Raw genomic sequence first — 18661 nt, forward strand, 5'->3', positions numbered from 1 at the left:
TAATAGATTTCTGTAACACTCGACTGCAATGACCATCTATTAGATAAATGCGCAGTTTTGTCTCTGTATCAGGTGTCTAGCACCGAAAACAGTGCCTGCGCCAGCAGTTCGCGAGCGCTTGCCACCACCCGCTCACCCGAAAGTGAGTAACAAGCCGTACGCCGGTCAGACCATCGGGCCCGACTCAGCGCTCCCGCTCCTCCGAGCAAGGCGATGGGGCCCCCTCCCCCCAGCCCGTCTCGCGCAAGGGATGTCTGGGCCCGCCGTGCTCGGAGTCGGTGAGAAGCTCGGCACGACAACAGCTACTCATTCGGGAAGACGCGTCAGAAGCGGGGCCCCGCCGATGTGTTCTGGGGCGTCGGGACGATGCGCTGGTTCCCCCCGGGGGTCTGACGACCCGACGCCTTGCAGGTGACGTCCTGTGCCGGAAGCTTTCCGTTGCTCAGGTAGGCGTTGACGGCGCGGTTGGCGCAGGAGCGCGGGTCTTCGGAGTAGACGCCGTGGCCCTCGCCGCCCTTGACGTACACCATGCGGGAGCCCTTCAGGGCATGGTGCATGCCAAGGCCGCTGGGCGCCCATGTCGATCGTCATCACGGCCGGGCAGCGGGGTGACTCCCCGCAGCTCGAGGCCGTCCTGGGCCGCGTCCGGGTGCCACCACCCGCCAGCCGCGTCCCCAACCTCTCAGGGCATACACCTAGCGCGCCACGCGGTAGCGGAGGTAGACGACTCTCGAGTCGAAGGTGCGGGTCTCGACGAGTTCGAGATCCACCCGGTGCTCGCGCTGGGGAAAGAACGAAATGCCACCGCCAACCAGTACCGGGTAGACCCGGGCCCGGTACTCGTCGATCAGACCCAACGCGGCCGCCTCGGCGGCGAGAGTCGCGCCGCCGATCGCGATGTCGCCCTCCCCCGGCTCGGCTCGCAACCGCTCGATCTCCTCCGCCAGGCCGCCGGAGGCCAGGCGCGCATTGCCCTGCACCGCCGACAGCGTGGTGGAGAACACCACTTTTGGGAGCGGCTTCCAGATCGCAGCAAACTCGAGCGTTGAGAACTTGAGCGATGGATTCTGGTCGGCGGTCTCCCAGTACAGCATCGTCTCGTACAGCCGTCGTCCCAACAGGTGGACGCCGACCTTTCGTACCTCGTCGGTGGCGAAGCGAAAGACCTCCTCGTCGGGCGCCGTCCAGTTGAAGTCGCCGTCCGGTCCGACGATGTAGCCGTCAAGTGAGACGCCCATCGAATAGGTCACGCTGCGCATCAGGAGTCCTCCTCGGTAACGAGTTCGACAGTACGACCACCGGACGCCGCAGGGCTCATCGCGGCTCGCGGGATCCCCTGAGCCGAGTCACCTCACGAGATCATTTCCTGTGAAAACCTCGCTCACCCGAAAACCGCTGCCTGGCGAAGAGCTCCAGGTAGCGACTGACCGTCGTCGTCCAGCGCCGCCGACCCTTACGAGACGCTGACGTGCTGGTCATCCCCCTGTCCTCCGCCGCTCGAGCCGGGCACTGTGGTGCTGCGTCGGCAGGTCCTGGGCGCCGCGCATCCACCGCGAGCTCCACGTCAGCAGGCAAGCACAGGCCGGCGCCTCCTCAAGGCGTCTCGGGCCTCTTGGCGTCAGGGGGATGGTCAGCGGCCCTGCGGTCCACCTTGTCCGACAGGAAGGCGGTCGCTGCGGCATAAGAGAAGCGGCTGCTGCAGCGACACGGGCGCCCCGGGCACCTGCCCGGGGCGCCCGCACGTCCATCAGCGTCCCCATGCCTGCGGTACACATCGTCGATCAGCTGGGCGACGAGTGCCGTTTCTGCAAGCTCGGCCTTGAGCTCCTCACCGTCGGCTGGTCCTGACTTGATCAGGCACCTTGTTGCGCAGGGCGAGGAAGTCTTCCTGGACCTCAAGCTCTTCGAGATCCCCAACTCGATCGTCGGTGCGGTCCGTGCCGCAGGGGCTCCGGGCGTCCCATGGTGACGGTGCACGGCATGGGTGGTGTGCGCATCATGACGGCCGCTGTCGATGCTGCCCGCGACTTGCCCCGGACCCGGCAGCCGCATTCCGTATCGTCCGCGCAAGCCTCGTTCCCTGATCGCCGCATCTCGGAAGGTTCGGAGAGGGATGGCGAGTGGTCGGCTTCCCCAGCGGATGCCCGTCCCGGTGCGGCTCGGGATCGGGCCTGCCGGCGGATCTTGTCGGACAGGCCCCTGATCCCGAGGAGGGGTCAGCGCTTGAGCGTGAAGGTGAAGTCGCCGGAGCGTTTGCCGCTCAGCCGGACCGCCGAAACGAGGTTCCCCTCCGTGATCAGTCGCTCGACCTCGGCACGCGCAAGACCGAAACCTTCAGCGACCAGACGCACCGGCCGGACAGGGATCCGCGCCGCAAAGCGGACCGAGACATCGACCACCTCGCGGCCCAGGTGATCCCAACCGCCGGTGTCGAGGCCCCAGGCGTTGTCCCAGTCGAGGGCGATGCGGTTACGGCGCCGCACGACCGGATCCTGGAGCACCTCAGCTGCCGGGCCAGGGTCGTTGTCATGCATCCGGTCCAGCAGCTCAGGTCGTACGGAGCGCACGTTCATCCGCTCCAGGACCGTGAGCTTTGCCGTGTCCCCGCAGGCGGTACAGAGCGCGAGGAGCCAGGCGTCGATGAGCCTGTGATTGGCGTTGACGCGAAATAAGCAGTGCCGGCTACTTCCTGCTGCGGTCGATCTCCTTCAGGTTGGCCGCGTAGACCTCCTCGCCGATGCGGTCCCCGCGCCGTCGGCACTCCTGCAGGGCTTTGCGTGTCCAGGCCCTGCGCATGCTGGGCGTCCTGGCCGAGGACGCCCGTGACGTCGCCCGGTGCCTCCGGAACAACACTTGTTCCCCGGGCGTGCACGGAACCTGCGGCACGCAGATGTCGTCGTACCAGAAATGGATCCGCCCCAGCAGCGGCTGCGGCGAGGGCCAGGGGTGCGAGCAGGGCACGCAGTCGTCCGGGGCCGACGTCGTCGGATGCCTGTGCCGCCCCGAGCTCGACCGCGTCCACGCCGACTCGCTCCACCTCCTGGGGCCCCCGGCACCAGTCACGTGTCGTTCAGCTTCTCTCTCAGGGCCCCGACCAGTAAGCACTCAGCCAGATCCGAAGCGGCCATGCCGAACCGGCATGCCCATCGCGGCATGAGCCACTCGGCGAAGGGTGTGCAGTCCACGTCGCCGGTCGAGTCCGACCGCCTCGCACAGCGCGGCGAACAGATGCCACTCGACCAGTCGCGCCTGCGTGCCGTCGGGATCGGCTGCTCGACGCGGCTCAGTGGTGGTGTCCGTTGTCCACCTGCGTGCGTGTGTGACCGTGTTCGGGGTCATCGGACGAGCCACCCATCATCCGCAGCATCGCCGGGCCCCCGGTGCGCACGAAACGTACGAGCAGGGCCGCGGCCAGCAGGAGGAAGGCGATGTTGAGCCAGGTGGTGTAATTCCAGCTGACACCTTCCTCGGGGACCTTGGCCTGTGCCTGGTCGGGAATGAGACCGAGGCCGCCGAAGACGAGCTCGACGGCGTAACCGGCCGCCACCATCGCGACGTAGAACGTGGCCAGCAGGAAGGCGGCCATCCTGGCCCCGTAGTACTTCCGGTAGATGTTGAGGATGGGCAGGATCAGCAGGTCCGCGTAGATGAACGCGATGACGCCGCCGAAGCTGATGCCTCCCTGCCACAGCACCACCGCCAGCGGCACGTTGCCGATCGAGCAGACGAACGTCGCGATCGCCACGATCGGCCCGATGAGCGGGCCGATCACCTTGGCCGCGACAGGATGGCCTTCCAGGAAGAAGGCGCGCCAGAAGTCGTCCGGTACCCAGGCGGCGATGGCGCCGGCGATCAGCAGTCCGGCGGCGAGGTCGCGCAGGATCGCCGCCCACTCCATCACGAAGATGTGCGACACGGAGGTGAAGCCTTCGCGGGAGAGCAGCCGGCGGACGAAACCGCCCTGGCCGTGCACCGCCATGTCCATCGCGGCATGGCCCTCCATCGAGCCCACAAGCCCGCGCTCGGCCTGCTCGTGGGCCTGATGCAGCAGCCGCTCGCGCAGGAAGATGCGGAACAGCACAGCGAGTACGACGATCATGATCGGTCCGCCGGCGAACTCCGCGGCGGTGAACTGCCAGCCCATCAGCAGGGCCAGGATCACACCGAGTTCGACCACGAGGTTGGTGGAGGCGATCTCGAAGGCCATCGCGGCCGTGAAATCGGCGCCCTTGCGGAACAGCGACCGGGCCAGAGCGACGGCGGCGTAGGAACAGGACGAGGAGGCCGCACCGAGGCCTGCGGCCACGGTGAGCGTACGCGGGTGGTCGTCACCGAGCAGCCGTACGACGGTCTTCTTGCGCACCACCGCCTGCACGACCGCGGACAGGGTGAAGCCAAGGATCAGCGCCCAGGTGATCTCCCAGGTCATCGACCCGGTGATCAGCAGCGCATCTCCGATCGCCTGCATACCAGTCACCTCTCGTCGCGAAGGTTCCGTGTCACAAAGCCTGTTCCCGGGTGCGCCGCACATCGACGATCACACGCCGACCGTCGCACCTCCGGGGCAGCGCTGGATACGGCCGCGTTGCCCGCCGCCACGGGCGTCGGGCGTGACGGCGGGCCGGCTGCGCGGAGGGGGTCAGCCGACGCGCAGGGTCAGGGCAGCCGTGTGGAGCCTGCCGCCGGTCTGGAACTGCAGGAAGAGGCGCCAGTTGCCCGCCGTGGCCCGTTCCGCGTGGAGGGACAGCTCCGGTCCGCCGTGGTCGCCGTTGACGGTGGTGGTGGGGTGGAGGTGGGCGAACGCCGCATCGCCCTGGCGGAACGCGGTCAGGTGCGTAGGTGTCCAGGTAGGGCTGCAGGTCGGTGACGGGCTTGCCGTCCTTGGTGATACGCACGGTCAGCGGGTGCGCCATGCCGGCCATGAGCCCGCCGGACACGGTGACGGTGTACCCATCGGTTTGTGTCGAGTTCCCCGCCGGGGGGAGCGCGGTCCTGGTGGCCGTACCCGGGACGGTGAGGGTCCGGCTGAGGACGAAGTCCTTGTCCTTGCCGCTTCCGCTGTCGGGGGTGAACGAAGCGAACATCCGCCACGAACCCGGTGTCAGGGCGGCAAGATCGGCGGTCCACGTGCCGTCGGAGGCCATCGTGGGATGCAGGTGCTGGAAGCCGGTCAGGTGGGAGCGGATGGCGTAGAAGTGCATCCGCTTGGTCTGGTCGAGTGCGAAGCCGGTGACCGCCTTGCCCGCCGGGTCAATGATCATGAACCGGTACGGAGCCGGCTTGCCGCCCTTCAGGGTGGTGTCGGAGCCGGTCATGCGGTAGCCGTCCCTGCTGTCGGCCAGGCCGTTGCCGACGGCGGCCCGGTCCATGCCGGGCATGTCGCTCATCGAGGAGCCGGGGCTCGCCGAGGCGGGCGCCGACGGCGTGCTGCCGTGGTGCATGCCAGGCGTGGACGAGTCGTCGGGCGCGCCGCAAGCGGCCAGGGCCAGAGTGAGGGCGGCTGCGATACCGGTTGCCGCGAGGGCTCGGTCGCGGATGGTGGGGCGGGTGAAAGCGAACATCGTCTTTTCGAGGATCTCTCCGGGTGGCGCACCACGCCGTGTGGGGCGCGCTGTGGGCAGGACGTCGCGGCCGGATACCGCCGGTGGCAGGTTCCGGTGCAGGTCCGCTCACGTCCGCGCGATGCACACCTGGAGCAGGAGACCGCGTCCGCCCGGGGGGCCGCGCCGCCGGGTTCCGTCGGGATTCCATGCCCAGCGCAGGGCCCAAGCCGCCAGTACCGCGAGGGCGGCCACACCGACGAGAGGCGCGACGGGCACCGGGATGTCGTTCTGCGCGGGAATCGCGACGCACATCGTCCCGTGCGAACTCATGCCCTTCACGGCATGGGCTTGGGCACCGTCCGCATGAGGCAGCAGGGCCCGGTCCGACACCTTCGGGAAGGCCTGGACTTCGTGCCCTTCGTGGCCTTCGTGGACCGAGGCAGCAGCCCCCACCGCGCCGTGGCAGCCGTCAGCGGCTGTGGCCGGGGCGCCGTGCATGAGGAAGAGGCCGAGCAGGACCGCACACAGGGCCAGCAGCCGGGCGGTGCCCGGGCGGCGTGCGGGTGTGCTGCCCATCGTGGCCTGCTCTCCTTTCTGCGGACTCCTCCATGGGGGGCGGTGCCCCGCCCCAGACCATACCCGGTGGGGGTACCCGACACCTGTGGGCGGACCCGGAGGGAGCACGGCGCCGGCCTCGGGCCGCCGACGGCGGGAGCCGGACTCCGTGTCCAGTGGGCCGTAGGCGAGGATGAACCGCGGGGAGTGCGTCCGGTAGGGAACGGCGCCGTAGGTGCGGTGGCCGGTGATTCGACCGGAGGAGCGAGTGACGGAAGAGTCCTCTTCTCGCCGGGCACGGGCACCTGCGCGATTTTCGATGACTCGGGAAGTGCGGGAGAGGTGGCGCACTCCGCATCGGCGCGGACAGCGATCCCCGCTACGACCCGCGCCGACTGGTCCAGCTCCTCATCGCGGGACTACGCCAACCGCAGTGGCCACCGGCCAGGCAGTGGCCGTGGCAGGACGCGGATTTTTCGGGATCGTCATCGTTCACGAACGCGGCCCCGCCTGGTGGAACGCCGGGCGGGGCGCGAGCAGGGCCTCCTCCTCCCGGTGCAAGTGCTGCAGTTCCTCGTCCATGGCCCGTGCCTGGACTGCGGGATCGCGATCGAGGAGCGCGTGAAGTGCCGCTGGTATCACGGCAGCGGACCGCGCGGGTGTCACTCGAGACACCTCGCCACGTACCCGGCCGGCGGCCCCGACCCACCGGAGCGGTGAGGGCCTCGCCGAGCAGCGTGATCAGCGGGGAACCGGTGTCACTTCCGCACCGGCACTCGCCGCCTTCGCGTTCGCCTGTCGGGCGGCCTTCGGATCCAGTACCCGCTCGGCCAACAGCCCGAAGACGAGCCCGAAGGCGGTCCACAGAGTCAGTTGGATGGCCAGGGCCACCAGGCGGAACTGCCAGAGCAGGGTGGCCGAGAAGTCCTTCGGGACCTCGTTGACGGCCGGCAGGAACGCGTACGCCAGCCCGATGGCCAGGACGAAGAACGCCCCCGCGGCCACCGTCGCGTTCCAGTTGCCCAGCCGTGCTGCGAGGCGCTTGCCGAGGATCACGGTGGCGATCGCCAGCAGCACGCTGAGCAGCATCATCAGGAAGTACAGGGTGGTGCGCCTGCCGATGGTGTCGGGGTCGCCGACGGACGGCGGATTGGCCGGATACTTCAGGAACGGCACGACATAGACCGTGAGCAAGCCGGCCGTCGCCAGGAGCAGCGCGCTCGCGCGCGGCCCGAAGCGGCCGATCCGGCCCAGCGCGAAGCAGTACGCGAGGGCGGCGATGCCGCCGAACGCGACCCCGTAGACGAGGACACCGGTGGCCAGGCCACCGGTGGACTGCATCGTGCGGCTCACGACTTCCATGCCGTGTTCGTGGGAGTGCGCCTCTTCGTAGGCGATGGCCGAGTCGACGCGCGGCTCGCCGAGGAAGTAGGCGACGACGAGGGCGAGCAGGCCCGCGGCGAGTCCCGCGAGCATGCCACGCACCAGAAGGTTGCGGACGGTTGCCGAGTTCATGGACGGCCCTGGATTCCCGCGCCGTCAGTGGCAGGGGAAGCCGAGCAGGTGGCGGGCGTCGTGCACCCACTCATGGACGTTCTCGCCGGACATGACGGAGGTGGCGCCCTGCTCGGCGCCGACGAAGTACAGCAGGACAAGCATCAGGATGCCGAAGAAGACCGCCCAGGGGACGATCGCGCCGATCGGCAGCTTGGCGGGGATGGCGGTGGGGGTGGTGGTCGGCTGAGCGACGGACTGCGCCATGGCAGAACCTCCTGGGGAACTCGCGTCCCGTCTCGGTGGTGCACAGGACAACGGGGCGGGTCTGACTTGCCCTGCCCGCACCGCGAGCGGTGTGAACGGGGCATACAGTGGCGCGACCGTGCCGGATTCCCACCGGCTTCCGCGTTTCCGTCGTCTATTTCGCCGAGAACGTACCGCGAAGCGGAGGCGCGGCCAAGGGCGCACGGGGCGCTCACGGGCGCCCCTCAAGCCGCCGTTCCCTTGAATCCCCTGTAATTGCGGGGCCGTCGACCGCGAGAGTGAGCACGTGACCAGTCGAGTGATCTTGATCTCACCAGCCATGAACGCGGCCCTGCGCGAGGCCCGCTTCGACGACGGGTGCCCATTGGAGGAGGGCGGCGCCGCCCAGGCCCGCTCGGCGGCGAGGCTCCTCCCACGGGCCGGGCGAGCGCTCGTGGCCCCCACCGAGCGCTGCCGGCAGACCGCCTCCGCGCTCGGCCTCGACGCCGGCGAAGCGCCCGAGCTGGCCGGCCTCGACGTGGGCCGCTGGCGGGGCCGTACGCTCGCCGAGGTGAGCGCCGCCGAGCCGGAGGCCGTAGCCCTGTGGCTGGCCGATCCCGCGGCAGCCCCGCACGACGGGGAGTCGGTGCGCGAGTTGGGCAGGCGGATCGCGGACTGGCTGGACGAGGCCGCGCGGTTCTCCGGCCGGACGGTCGCGGTGGTCGAACCGGACGTCGTACGAGCCGCGACCGTCCGGGTGCTGGGAGCACCGGAGCCGGCCTTCTGGCGGATCGACGTGGCGCCGTTGAGCGCGGTCGAGTTCAGCGGCCGCGCCGGCCGCTGGAACGTGGCACTCGGCAGACCGCTCCACCTGGCGGCTACGGCTGAGAGCGCCTGGTGACGTACGGTCGGCCTCAGCTGCCGCCCACTCCCAGGGCCGCCAGCAGCACCAGCACCAGCACCAGCGTCGCGGCGCCCAGCAGGCCGTGGGCGGCCACCACGGGAACGGGCAGGTGCCGTTCCGCGGGCGTGGTCCCCTCCCCGGTAGTGGCCGGGGCGGCGGTCCGGTACACCGGCACCCAGCGGGCGAACATCGCGAAGCCGAGCAGCGCGACGGCTACGGGGACACCGAAGGAGGTCCACGCCAGGGCTGACCGGTCGGCGACGAGGTAGACGATCCAGACGACCAGTCCGGCCGCCGCGAGCAGGAAGTGGCCGAAGACGAGGGGGCCCGGGAAGCGGGTCGTGCCGGTCTGCCCGAGTACAGGCGCACCACAGCGCCGGCAATGACTTCGTCAAGCTTTCTTGAAGTTGCACTCCATGAGTTGTTAGGTAAGGCTTACCTCCTTTAGTTTCTGTGCGCTTCCCCGTGCACGTCAGACCGGAGATCGCCATGTCCAGCGCACACCTCACTCTTCTCGGCGCCATCGCCGGCCTCACCATCTACCTCGGCCTGCCCCTCGGCCGTCTCCGCACTCCCACGCCCCGCCTCAGGGCCGGTTTGAACGCCGTGGCCATCGGCATTCTGATCTTCCTCGTCTGGGACGTGCTGACCCATGCCTGGGAGCCGGTCGACGAGGCGCTGAGCAAGCACGCGTGGGGAACCGTCGCCTCCGGTGGAGCCACCCTGGCCGCGGGTCTGAGCCTCGGGCTGGCCGGACTCGTGCACTACGACGCCTGGATCGGCCGCCGCCGGGCTGCCGGCGCACGCCCTGCGGGGCCCGGTGCCGCCGCCACCGCCGAACTGGCGCCGAAGACCCGCAGTCAGGCAAGTTCGCTGGCACTGATGATCGCCACGGGCATCGGCCTGCACAACTTCGCCGAGGGCCTGGCCATCGGCAACTCGGCCGCCCAGGGAGAACTCTCCCTCGCCCTCCTGCTGATCATAGGATTCGGCCTGCACAACGCCACCGAAGGTTTCGGCATCGTGGCACCCCTGGCCGCCGAAGGGGAACGCCCCTCCTGGCTCACCCTGCTCTGGCTCGGCCTGATCGGCGGCGGCCCCACCTTCCTCGGCACGCTCGTCGGCCAGCACCTGGTCGACGACACCGTCTCGATCGCCTTCCTCGGCCTCGCCGCCGGCTCCATCCTCTACGTCGTCATCGAGCTGCTGGCCGTCGCCCGCAGGACGGGGCTGAAGACGCTCACCACGTGGTGCGTCCTCCTCGGTCTCCTGCTCGGTTTCGGAACGGACGCCGTCGTCACGGCCGCAGGCGCCTGAGCAGGCAGGCACAGGCCCTGATCGGTCCTCGGCACCCGCCCTGGATGTGGTGACCCGGAACGCCCACCGCCGCGGGACGGCTGCGGCGGGGACCGGGCCGTCGAGCGGTCGGTCCCCGCTGCCGTGTGCCGTTCAGCCGTGGGCGGAGGAGCGGTCACGCGATCCGGGAGAGGCGCGCGACGACGGTGTGGTGGGCGTTCATGGTGATCTGGTGCTCCGAGAAGCCGGAGTGTTCCTCGCCGTCGACCCCATCCGGCGAACCGGTGGCCGAGGGCCGGGTGGGCGGTGACCGTCACCTGTGTGCCCGGGTCACAGGGCCGAACTCGCTGACGGTGACGTTGAGGTCCTGGCCAGGGGCAGGCCGGCCATGAGGGCGGACGCCGCGGCACAGGCGACGAACGAGGAACGGCGCATGGGGACTTCGGCCTCTCTGAGGGGAGCTTTGCCACATGATCAGATGATCGGAGGCCAAGCTGCCGTCGTACGCGCACGTAAGGGCGCTGTGAGCGATGAGGTCCACCCCGTCACCTGCCTCGTGCCGGTTCGTGGCGGTGTTGAGGAGTGAGCGAGTTCCTGTTCACGCTGTCCTCGGCCGCCTGCGCGCTCGCGCCCAGCGCCCCCTTCCTGGTGACGGCCCGGCTCGTGGAGGGACTCGGCCGCGGCGCTGATCGTGCCCGGGGATCCCTCGCCCTGCTCCAGCAGGCCTATCCGGCGCCGTCCGCACGTTCACGGGCTTTCGGGCTCTGGGGTTCGATGGCCGGCATCGCCGCCTCCGCCGGACCGCTGCTGGGCGGGTTGGTGGTCTCCACGGCCGGCTGGCGGTGGGTGTTCCTCATCAATCTGCCCGTTGGCATCGCGTGTCTGGCGCTCACGCTGCGGCACGTGGCGCGCTCACCCCGGCGCGCCGACCGGGCCCTGGACTGGCCGGCGCAAGTGCGCGGTCGTCACCGCGGTCGCACTGCTGACGGCCGCGCTCAACGAGGCCGGGCGGCGCGGCTGGTCCGATCCTGCCGTCCTCGCCGGGCTGGGCCTGGCCGTACTGGCCACGACCGGTACGGGGGCGCTCTGTGGGCCCACCTGGGAAGGGTGCGTACGAGGGGCGCCGTGCCCGGGCGGCCTCCGGCCCTGAGCGCCCCGGACAGTCCCGCCGTCGGCACGGCTGCGTGGATCGGTGCTGGTCCGGCACCGGACGCTTGACGTGGCAGGTAATCGACCCGGGAGCAGGCTCCAGGAAGGATCGGGATCGTTGGCACGGCGGGACGCCCCGTTCCGTCGGACCCCGTCCGGACCCCCGAGGAGGCCCCATGCCGTACTACGAGAGCCCCGTCGACGGCGCCCGTCTGCACTACGTCGACCACGGACCCGCGTCGGGCCCCGTCGTCGTCTTCGTCAGCAGCGCGTACCTGGGCCACGAGATGTGGGAGTACCAGATGCTGCCGCTCGCCGAGGCGGGATACCGGTGCGTCGGGTACGACCGGCGTGGCCACGGACGCTCGGACGAAACCTGGCTCGGCTACGACCTCGACACCCTCGCCGACGATCTGCACGGCCTGCTCATCCACCTCGACCTGCGGGCAGTGACCCTGGTCGGGCACTCCGTCGGCACCGCCGAGGTGGTGCGCTGCCTGACCCGGCACGGCAGCGGACGGGTGGCCCGGGCCGCGCTCGTCGCCGGCGTCACGCCGGGCGTCGTTCGCTCGCCGGGCCTTCCGGAGGGTATGGACCTGGCCGTCGTACGGGCCGACGACGAGGTCTTCCGGCACGACCGTGCGGGGTACTTCACCGCCTCGGCGGACGACTTCTTCGCCGTCGACCGGCCCGGCAACGAGGTGTCCGCCGCTTATGTCCGGTACCTCGTCGATCGCTGCCTGGTCGCCACGCCCCGCGCCTCGAACGGGGTGCGGGCCGTTGTCGCCGCCCTCGACCTCACCGCCGAAATGCCCGGCGTGAGTGTCCCGGTCCTCGTGGTGCACGGCACCCACGACACCTCGGCGCCCCTCGCTCTCACCGGCGAACGCGCCGCGCGGCTGCTGCCGCACGCCACGCTGAAGGTGTACGAGAACGGCGGCCACGGCCTGTTCGTCACCCACGCCGAGCAGCTCACGGCGGATCTGCGGGAGTTCGTCCGGGTGACGCGCCCGGCCTCCGGCTTGGTCTCGGCCTCCGCCGGGCACGGCACGGCCCCGGTCGGCGAGGGCACCAGCCGAGGCTGAGCCCGTGGTCGTGTGGCCGTGAAGGGCGGCAGGCCGCCTGCGCGGCGAAAAGACGGTCGTCCCCCGCCGGGGACATGCGAGGCCGCGCGGTGGCGAGACCAATGGCAGGTGATCGAGCTCAGTCGTCCGGCGATGGCGGATCGGTCGCCGTGGGTGTGCCGGCCGGAGAAGTACGCCAACTGGGAAGGGTGCCGGGTGACGACGCCTTGGTGCCCGGACTCAGCGGCGCTCGGACTCAGCGGCGCTCGGACTCAGCGGCGCTCGGCGTGATCGTGCGCAACCGGGGGTTCCTACGAGCCCGGTATGTTCGCCGACATGGCGGACCGACACGTCGTTCACGGCCCGGCCACTCCGTCCGCGTTCTCATTCATGGAGGTACGCCTCGGCGATCGCCAGGGCCGCCGCCATGATGCTCAACTGGGGATTCACCTGCGGGCAACTGGGGAGCACCGAGGCGTCCGCGGCCAGCACTCCGTGCACTCCGCGCAGGCGCCCCCGCGGGTCGGCCGGGAAGTGCCGCGGGTTCGCGCCAGCGGCGACCGTGCCGGTGGGGTGGTAGGCCGACAGGTGAAGGTGTCGCGCGGTCGTGTGGGCGAGGACGGCGTCCAGTTCCGCGAGGCTGCGTACGCGGGGCGCGGTGGGGAGGCCGGTGAGTACCTCCTCGGCGCCCGCGGCGAACAGGAGTTCACCCATGGCCCGCACGGCCCGCACCAAACGGGCCGCGTCGCGGCGGTCCAGGTCGTAGCGGAGCAGTGTGCGGTCGCGGCCCAGGACACGGCCGGAGGGACGGTCGGCGATCATCGCGCCGAGCGTGGCGAGCCGGTCGGCGCCCTCCAGTTCACGGCGCAGCTCGCCGCCCAGTCCGGGGAGGATGAAGGAACCCATGCCGGGCGGGGTGGCGGTGGCCTCGATGAGGACGCCGTCCCTGTGGTGCTCCTCCACTCCCACGCTCTGCAGCACCCCTTCCCACGCGGTGACCGGCTCGGCGAAGCGTCCGGCGACGCTCGTGGCCGGGTGGACGCTGAGGTTGCGGCCGAGGCCAGGGTGGCGGCCGAGGCCGGAGCGCCGCAGGAGCGGTGGGGACTGCAGGGCACCCGCCGCGACGACGACCAAGGGCGCGAGGATCTCGAACCCGCCGCCGTCCTCCCGGCGCACCCGCACCCCTGCCGCACGCGGGCCTCCGGGCCGGTCGGCGTCGACGAGGATGCGCTCGACCCGCGCTCCGGTGACGATGCGGGCCCCCGCAGCGCAGGCGTCGGGCAGCACCGAGAGCTGCACGCTCTGTTTGGCGCCGGTCGGACAGCCCACCACGCACTGGCAGGAGCCCTGGCAGCCGGGCGCGTTGCGGCGCAGGGGTGCGGCCTGCCAGCCGAGCCGGCGAGCACCGGCGAGTGCGATGCGGCCGTTGTTGCCGAGGACGTCGACGGGTTGGCCGGCCACCCGCAGGGTGCGCTCGACCTCGTCCAGGTGCCGGTCGAAGCCGTCGGCGAGCGTGAAGCCGAAGTCCTTGGTCCAGCGGGCCAGAACATGGCCCGGAGTGCGGTAGCAGGTACCGGAGTTGACGACCGTGGTGCCGCCGACGGCTCGGCCCACCGGTAGCAGCAGCGGGGGGTTGCCGACGGCGACGGTCGCTCCGCCGTCCCGGTAGAGCTCGGTGAACCGGTCCAGGGGCGCGCGCCGGCCGAACGACTCGGTGGAGTGGTGCTGTCCTTCTTCGAGCACGACGACGTCCAGTCCGGCCCGGGCCAGCGTTCGCGCGGCCATCCCCCCGCCCGCGCCCGAGCCGATGACCACGGCGTCGGCGGTGGAACGAGCGGGCCAGTCGGGTGCCGGGGTGAGGTCGAGTGGCGGGTCCTGCCGCGTGAGGCCGCGCGGGGCGGGTCCGTCCTGCAGCATCCGCTCCGTTCCGGCCGCGAGGAGGACGGGCACCTTGAGTACGTCCAGGAGCGGGAGGAGCGCGGGCCGTGCGGCCAGTTCGCCCAGCAGGGACTCCCTTTCGGGTGCGGTGAGTGCGCCCAGGGTGCGTCCGGTGCGCACCAGGGCGTAGACGTCCACGCCGCGCGCTGCCGCCCGCATGCCGACCCGGGCGGCGAGCGGCATGGTGGCGAGGTGCGTCTCCAGTCTCGCGGGGGCGCGGCGGGGCCAGTCCGCGGTGCCGTCGTCGGAGATGAGGGCGGAGACGAGGCCGGTGAGGCTCATCCCCTGCTCACCTCCGCGTGGGCCGTGCCGGCGGGACTCATCGTGTGCCCACCCCCGCGTGGGCCGTGCCGGCGGGACTCATCGTGTGCCCACCTCCGCGTGGGCCGTGCCGGCGAGCGTCCACTCGGCCTCGGTGCGCCAGCCGCCGAACCACCACCGCTCGAGGAGGACGTGCGCGTCGGCGCGTTCGCTGTTGCGGCACGTCGCGTGCCGGCCGTCGGGGTCGGTGTAGTCCAGGGCGAGGGTGCGGTCCGCGGGCTGGGTGACCTCGACGCGGATCCGGCGCAGTCCGGCACGGCCGGTGACGGTCCAGGTGGGCAGGGCGATATCGGCGCGGAAGCGCCCCACTCCCACCCAGCCGACGGCCGGCCGCTCAGGGCGTCGGGGCCAGCTACGGCCGTGCCGGTGCAGCCGGAAGAAGACCAACGGGGGAAGCCTGCGCAGGCCCGGCCGCATGGATACGGCGGCGACGATCTCCAGGACGTCTCCGCCGCCGAGGTCGGCGTGCAGCCAGGCCCAGCGGCGGGCGTTGCCGTGACCGTAGATCCGGGCGGATGCGCCCGGGGCCGCGGTGAGCGTCAGCGTGGTGTCGTCGTGGATGAAGGTGCCGTCGTAGGAGGCGCGCGCGGCGGGCAGCATCTGGGCGGCGGGCAGCACGGGCCGGCGCCAGGACCACCGAGGGAACGTGAACAGCGGCTGCGCCGCGGGCCGTTCGCCGAGGTCCCAGCGCAGGGCACCGCTTTCGGCCGCTCCGGTCAGGCGTCCGGGCCGGACCGCGACCCCGTCGGCGGTGAAGCCGGACTCTTCAGGAGTCCATTTGGCGGGGCCGAAGCGGGCGTGCCGCACGGGGCCGTCCTTGGGGAACACCGCGGCCCAGCCGTGCGCATAGGGCTCGGATCCGTCGGAGGGCGCGGTCAGTTCGTGGTGCAGCCACAGTCCGCTGCCGGTGTCCGGGTCGGTGACAGTGGTGTACCAGACCTCGGTACGGCCCGGCTCGCCTCGCCAGCGGGGGGCGAGGTACGTATCGGGACCCTCCCGCCGCGGGAAGCGGAAACTGGCCAGAAAAGGGAGGAGTTGTGTGCCGAGGGGAAAGCACAGGGTGCCGGTGCCGAGGCGCACACCGTCCTCGTGGAGGGTGTACGGCAGCACGGTCAGCGAGGCGACGGGCCTGCGCGGGGTGACCGACTTCCAGCCGTCGAGGGTGAGCCGGCGGCCGTCCGCGGTGAAGGTGATGCGGTAGCGGATACGGCGCCGAGCGAGAGGTGAGATCTCCAGCTCACCCTCGGCGTGCGGGTCGTCGGTCCAGTCGGCGACGCGTATCCGGCCGGTGGCACGGGCCTCGGTCGTAGCGAGGAGCCGTAGTAGGCGGTCCGCCGAGACCGTCAGATCGAGGCGGACCCGGCGTGCGCGGTCCTCGGCGTCCAGCCGCAGCGTGCCGAGCATCGTCTCGCTGAAGACGGTGCCGCGAGCGGGCGTGGCGGAATCGTTGTCCCTGCTCATGCGAGGCCCTCCAACATGATCCGCTCGGTGACCGTCAGATACTGCTCGGCCGCGCGCCGGGCGCCGGCTTGGTCACCGGTCACCACCGCCTCCACCACCGGCGCCAGGCGCCCACGGGCCACCTGGGCGTCCGTGAACGGACCCCTGAGCGCGGCGCGGACCGGGAGATAGGCGTTGAACAGGGTGTTGGTCAGCAGGACGTAGACACGGTTGCCGGTGGCGCGGGCCAGGGCCCGGTGCACCTCGACGTCCGCGAGCTGTACGGCGTCGGCGTCCGCCGCGTCCCCCACGGCTGTCAGCAGCGTGCGCAACTCGGCCCGCTGCCGGTCGGTGGCCCGGGCAGCGGCGCGCTCCGCGATCAACGCTCCGATGCTGCGCCGCACTTCGAAGACCTCATCGATCCAGTCGGGGCTGTGCCGTACGAGCATGGGCAGCAGGTCGGCGCCGCCCAGGCGCAGGTAGTCCCGCACGCGGGTGCCGACGCCGTGGCGGGTCTCGAGCAGACCGGCCTGCATGAGACGCCCGAACGCATGCTTGAGGGAGGTGCGGGTGACGCCGTAGCCCTCGGCGAGCGTGCGCTCGGGGGGCAGGTAACTGCCCGCCGGGTGGCGTCCGGTGAGGATGTCCTCACGCAGACGGCTTTCCAAGACATCGACGATGGTCTCGCGGGGCAGTGCCTCCACGCCGTCCTCCCGGTGGCTCAGTGGATGAGCCACTCAACCAATGTGTGAGGGCGGAGTCAATGGCCGCGGCACGGCCGACCGGGGGTCCACCTCCCGACCTTGCGTCCCAGCGAGCGGATTCCGGCGCCAGAGCGGCTACGTCCGTCCGCTGTCGGAAGCCGATCCGGGTCCGACCTGAGGTGCCGTCCCCTGGCAGTGCGGGTACGCGGGGCTCACTCGGCGGACGGCCCCTGGTAGGAACTGGTCAACCGTCGTTGTGCAAATGGTGGACAGGAACTCCTCGACACCGTCGAGTGCCACCTCGTCCGGCAGCGGCTGCGGGACGCCCAGGGTGACCTGGGCATCGTAGGTGTGCACCGCGATCTCGTGGAGCTGGCGTCGGGCGACGGCCCCGCACGTCTGCGGCGACTGCGACGTGCCCCACCACGTCCAGCAACTGCGATCCGGGCCGGCCTCCCGCAGTGCGTCCAGTAGCTGCTGCGTCGATGCGGCCAACCAGGCCAGGAGGGCCTCGCGCTCCCGAGGTGCGGACGGGTCGCCCTGCGGTGCGGACTTGGCCGTGACGTCAGGCCCTGCGGCGATGGTGGCGGCCCAGGCGCGGCGCCCCTCACCCAGGTGCTGCACCAGATCGAACAACGTCCACTCGGGGCAGGTCGGCACCTAGACGTCGAGGCTGGGCGCGGCGGCGACCGCGGCACTGAAGGCGGTCGACCGTTCGTCGATCAGCCGCAGCAGATCGGGGAAGTCCAGAGTGTTTTGCACTCCGGATGTCTATCACTGTGCTCTGGTAACCGGGCAGCGATTCTCATAGCCGACGCGGCGGGCGCGCGGCAGGCGCTGCTGCGCCCTGGACATCGCGACGCGGCTCGATCCGCGCCCGGCGACCTCAGCAGTTCGCGCTGTAGCGGATGCATCCGGGTGGCGGGGTGTGGCTGTCGTCCCACTCGTGCTGCGCAGCTGTCAGCGATCCGCCTGCCAGGAGGGCCACCAGCAGATGTGTGATCACCGTCCATCGGGCACGGAAGACTGCCGCGAGAACTGCCAGGACGAGTACGGTGATCAGCAGGATCCGTACCCGCCCGATGTGCGCGAGGCCGGCCGCGTCGATCCGTGCTTGTTCGCCTTGCGCTGCCCATACCTCCAGGCCGTAGCCGTATATCCAGTCCAGCACGAGCCACGCGGTCTCCAAAAGGAACAGTGGGATCGCGAGAGCGAGGTCCACGCCCAGGCGTGTTCGGTGCGACCAGGGGCGCCGGCGTTCCGGGGCTGGAAGAGTGTCGGTCATGGGTGCAGGGTGCCCCGGCTGGTGGTGATGTGCATGAGCACCCGTACTCAACTCTGGTCCGGCGGAGCGGCAGGTGATGAGTGGCTTCGTCAAATCTTTGAGACGGCTCGGCTTCTCATTCCGCGATGATCAGTACGAAGTCCCGCAAAGCCCTCTCGGCGTCTTCTGGCTACTCGTGTCTCGGTCCGGCGGCATACGCCGGCGGGGGTGCGATCGCTTGGACATCAGCTCCCTCCCCTACCCATAGGCCGATGAAGAGGGCGGCGGTTGCCTCCAGCAGTCCCGCTCGTTCGAGACCGCCGCCGGCCAAGGGCTCGCAGCCGACATGCCGCACCAACTGGTGTACAAGCGCGCGGGCTGTCTCGTCGTCGCCGCAGACCGGAACGGCCAGTGGCCGCCCGGCGAAGATGGGCGGCGACATGCGCCACACGTCCTCGTGGCAGAGATTGAACGCCTTGATCACATGAGCTCCCGGCGCCGCCGCGGCCAGTTACTGGGGGGCCGAGAGGCCGCTCTGTGTCAGCAGCCGGAAGCCCGGACCCACCGGATGGGAACAGTCGATCAGCACCTTGCCGTCCAGGACCTCCCGCAGATCGCGTGCCACGCTCTCCCCGCGCCGAAGGGCAGCGCGGCCAGCACCACCTGACCGAACTCGGCCGCCGCGCGCAGACCGGCAGCCTTCGCGCTGCCCCCGAGACGGGTCACCCATGACAGGTCGAGCG

At 70.8% G+C, this 18661-nt stretch carries 16 protein-coding genes, 4 pseudogenes and 1 riboswitch; of the genes and pseudogenes, 5 read left to right on the forward strand and 15 right to left on the reverse strand.

Annotation, left to right across the window (positions count from 1 at the left end; translation table 11 throughout):
• Window positions 1-323: 323 nt before the first annotated feature.
• From ACFZDC_RS00480 to ACFZDC_RS00505, 6 genes and pseudogenes are all read right to left on the reverse strand, one after another.
• Window positions 324-557: an alpha/beta hydrolase gene (locus tag ACFZDC_RS00480; protein WP_391319163.1), complete on the reverse strand. Its 234-nt coding sequence runs from the start codon at window positions 555-557 to the stop codon at window positions 324-326.
• Window positions 558-695: 138 nt separating this feature from the next.
• Window positions 696-1259, reverse strand: a complete 564-nt coding sequence (locus ACFZDC_RS00485) for a dihydrofolate reductase family protein (protein ID WP_391319164.1) — start codon at window positions 1257-1259, stop codon at window positions 696-698.
• Between the two features lie 957 nt (window positions 1260-2216).
• Window positions 2217-2669, reverse strand: a pseudogene (locus ACFZDC_RS00490) (DUF1062 domain-containing protein); the annotation flags it as partial.
• 614 nt (window positions 2670-3283) lie between these two features.
• A complete protein-coding gene (locus tag ACFZDC_RS00495; RefSeq protein WP_391319165.1) occupies window positions 3284-4468 on the reverse strand; it encodes a permease in 1185 nt (394 codons plus the stop codon).
• A 31-nt stretch (window positions 4469-4499) separates the two neighbouring features.
• Window positions 4500-5561: a hypothetical protein gene (locus tag ACFZDC_RS00500; RefSeq protein WP_391319166.1), complete on the reverse strand. Its 1062-nt coding sequence runs from the start codon at window positions 5559-5561 to the stop codon at window positions 4500-4502.
• A gap of 108 nt (window positions 5562-5669) precedes the next feature.
• Window positions 5670-6119, reverse strand: coding sequence for a hypothetical protein (locus ACFZDC_RS00505; RefSeq protein ID WP_391319167.1), 450 nt, complete (start codon window positions 6117-6119; stop codon window positions 5670-5672).
• 323 nt (window positions 6120-6442) lie between these two features.
• Between ACFZDC_RS00505 and ACFZDC_RS00510 the strand changes: the two are divergent.
• Window positions 6443-6529, forward strand: a pseudogene (locus tag ACFZDC_RS00510) (TetR family transcriptional regulator); the annotation flags it as partial.
• A 310-nt stretch (window positions 6530-6839) separates the two neighbouring features.
• Here ACFZDC_RS00510 and ACFZDC_RS00515 read toward each other — a convergent pair.
• Both ACFZDC_RS00515 and ACFZDC_RS00520 read right to left on the reverse strand, forming a co-directional pair.
• Window positions 6840-7613 carry a CbtA family protein gene (locus ACFZDC_RS00515; RefSeq protein ID WP_391319168.1) on the reverse strand — a complete coding sequence of 258 codons (774 nt, stop codon included), beginning with the start codon at window positions 7611-7613 and terminating at the stop codon, window positions 6840-6842.
• A 24-nt stretch (window positions 7614-7637) separates the two neighbouring features.
• On the reverse strand, window positions 7638-7859 hold the full coding sequence (locus tag ACFZDC_RS00520; protein ID WP_391319169.1) for a CbtB-domain containing protein: 222 nt from the start codon (window positions 7857-7859) through the stop codon (window positions 7638-7640).
• A gap of 36 nt (window positions 7860-7895) precedes the next feature.
• A riboswitch (cobalamin riboswitch) is annotated at window positions 7896-8052 on the reverse strand.
• Window positions 8053-8145: 93 nt separating this feature from the next.
• Between ACFZDC_RS00520 and ACFZDC_RS00525 the strand changes: the two genes are divergently transcribed.
• Entirely contained in the window at window positions 8146-8739 is a 594-nt protein-coding gene (locus tag ACFZDC_RS00525; protein ID WP_391319170.1) for a histidine phosphatase family protein, read from the forward strand.
• 13 nt (window positions 8740-8752) lie between these two features.
• On the opposite strand, the gene ACFZDC_RS00530 is transcribed toward ACFZDC_RS00525, so the two are convergent.
• On the reverse strand, window positions 8753-8932 hold the full coding sequence (locus ACFZDC_RS00530) for a hypothetical protein (protein WP_391319171.1): 180 nt from the start codon (window positions 8930-8932) through the stop codon (window positions 8753-8755).
• A 299-nt stretch (window positions 8933-9231) separates the two neighbouring features.
• Between ACFZDC_RS00530 and ACFZDC_RS00535 the strand changes: the two genes are divergently transcribed.
• From ACFZDC_RS00535 to ACFZDC_RS00545, 3 genes are all read left to right on the forward strand, one after another.
• Window positions 9232-10059, forward strand: coding sequence for a ZIP family metal transporter (locus ACFZDC_RS00535; RefSeq protein ID WP_391319172.1), 828 nt, complete (start codon window positions 9232-9234; stop codon window positions 10057-10059).
• Between the two features lie 627 nt (window positions 10060-10686).
• Entirely contained in the window at window positions 10687-11256 is a 570-nt protein-coding gene (locus ACFZDC_RS00540) for an MFS transporter (protein ID WP_391319694.1), read from the forward strand.
• A 107-nt stretch (window positions 11257-11363) separates the two neighbouring features.
• Window positions 11364-12272, forward strand: coding sequence for an alpha/beta fold hydrolase (locus ACFZDC_RS00545; RefSeq protein ID WP_391319173.1), 909 nt, complete (start codon window positions 11364-11366; stop codon window positions 12270-12272).
• Window positions 12273-12635: 363 nt separating this feature from the next.
• On the opposite strand, the gene ACFZDC_RS00550 is transcribed toward ACFZDC_RS00545, so the two are convergent.
• The 6 genes and pseudogenes from ACFZDC_RS00550 to ACFZDC_RS00575 form a co-directional block, all read right to left on the reverse strand.
• Entirely contained in the window at window positions 12636-14471 is a 1836-nt protein-coding gene (locus tag ACFZDC_RS00550; protein WP_391319174.1) for a GMC family oxidoreductase N-terminal domain-containing protein, read from the reverse strand.
• 78 nt (window positions 14472-14549) lie between these two features.
• Entirely contained in the window at window positions 14550-15971 is a 1422-nt protein-coding gene (locus ACFZDC_RS00555; protein ID WP_391319175.1) for a hypothetical protein, read from the reverse strand.
• The gene (locus tag ACFZDC_RS00560) at window positions 15968-16654 is read right to left on the reverse strand and encodes an FCD domain-containing protein (protein WP_391319695.1); all 687 of its coding nucleotides are present in this window, start codon (window positions 16652-16654) and stop codon (window positions 15968-15970) included. Before ACFZDC_RS00560 ends, ACFZDC_RS00555 begins: the two co-directional genes overlap by 4 nt.
• A 135-nt stretch (window positions 16655-16789) precedes the next feature.
• Window positions 16790-17416, reverse strand: a pseudogene (locus ACFZDC_RS00565) (maleylpyruvate isomerase N-terminal domain-containing protein).
• Between the two features lie 124 nt (window positions 17417-17540).
• Window positions 17541-17939 carry a DUF6234 family protein gene (locus ACFZDC_RS00570; RefSeq protein WP_391319176.1) on the reverse strand — a complete coding sequence of 133 codons (399 nt, stop codon included), beginning with the start codon at window positions 17937-17939 and terminating at the stop codon, window positions 17541-17543.
• Between the two features lie 169 nt (window positions 17940-18108).
• Window positions 18109-18653: pseudogene (locus ACFZDC_RS00575) on the reverse strand (NADPH-dependent F420 reductase).
• Window positions 18654-18661 lie beyond the last annotated feature (8 nt).

It is taken from the genome of Streptomyces sp. NPDC007905, assembly GCF_042959345.1.
GTDB lineage: Bacteria > Actinomycetota > Actinomycetes > Streptomycetales > Streptomycetaceae > Streptomyces.

Excerpts from the sequence above, each read along its gene's own strand:
- ACFZDC_RS00535 (WP_391319172.1), top strand. The coding sequence starts at position 9,232 with ATGTCCAGCGCACACCTCACTCTTCTCGGCGCCATCGCCGGCCTCACC.
- ACFZDC_RS00550 (WP_391319174.1), bottom strand. The coding sequence starts at position 14,471 with ATGAGCCTCACCGGCCTCGTCTCCGCCCTCATCTCCGACGACGGCACC.
- ACFZDC_RS00495 (WP_391319165.1), bottom strand. The coding sequence starts at position 4,468 with ATGCAGGCGATCGGAGATGCGCTGCTGATCACCGGGTCGATGACCTGG.
- ACFZDC_RS00500 (WP_391319166.1), bottom strand. The coding sequence starts at position 5,561 with ATGTTCGCTTTCACCCGCCCCACCATCCGCGACCGAGCCCTCGCGGCA.
- ACFZDC_RS00515 (WP_391319168.1), bottom strand. The coding sequence starts at position 7,613 with ATGAACTCGGCAACCGTCCGCAACCTTCTGGTGCGTGGCATGCTCGCG.
- ACFZDC_RS00520 (WP_391319169.1), bottom strand. The coding sequence starts at position 7,859 with ATGGCGCAGTCCGTCGCTCAGCCGACCACCACCCCCACCGCCATCCCC.
- ACFZDC_RS00555 (WP_391319175.1), bottom strand. The coding sequence starts at position 15,971 with ATGAGCAGGGACAACGATTCCGCCACGCCCGCTCGCGGCACCGTCTTC.
- ACFZDC_RS00485 (WP_391319164.1), bottom strand. The coding sequence starts at position 1,259 with ATGCGCAGCGTGACCTATTCGATGGGCGTCTCACTTGACGGCTACATC.
- ACFZDC_RS00530 (WP_391319171.1), bottom strand. The coding sequence starts at position 8,932 with ATGTTCGCCCGCTGGGTGCCGGTGTACCGGACCGCCGCCCCGGCCACT.
- ACFZDC_RS00545 (WP_391319173.1), top strand. The coding sequence starts at position 11,364 with ATGCCGTACTACGAGAGCCCCGTCGACGGCGCCCGTCTGCACTACGTC.
- ACFZDC_RS00480 (WP_391319163.1), bottom strand. The coding sequence starts at position 557 with ATGCACCATGCCCTGAAGGGCTCCCGCATGGTGTACGTCAAGGGCGGC.
- ACFZDC_RS00505 (WP_391319167.1), bottom strand. The coding sequence starts at position 6,119 with ATGGGCAGCACACCCGCACGCCGCCCGGGCACCGCCCGGCTGCTGGCC.
- ACFZDC_RS00570 (WP_391319176.1), bottom strand. The coding sequence starts at position 17,939 with ATGACCGACACTCTTCCAGCCCCGGAACGCCGGCGCCCCTGGTCGCAC.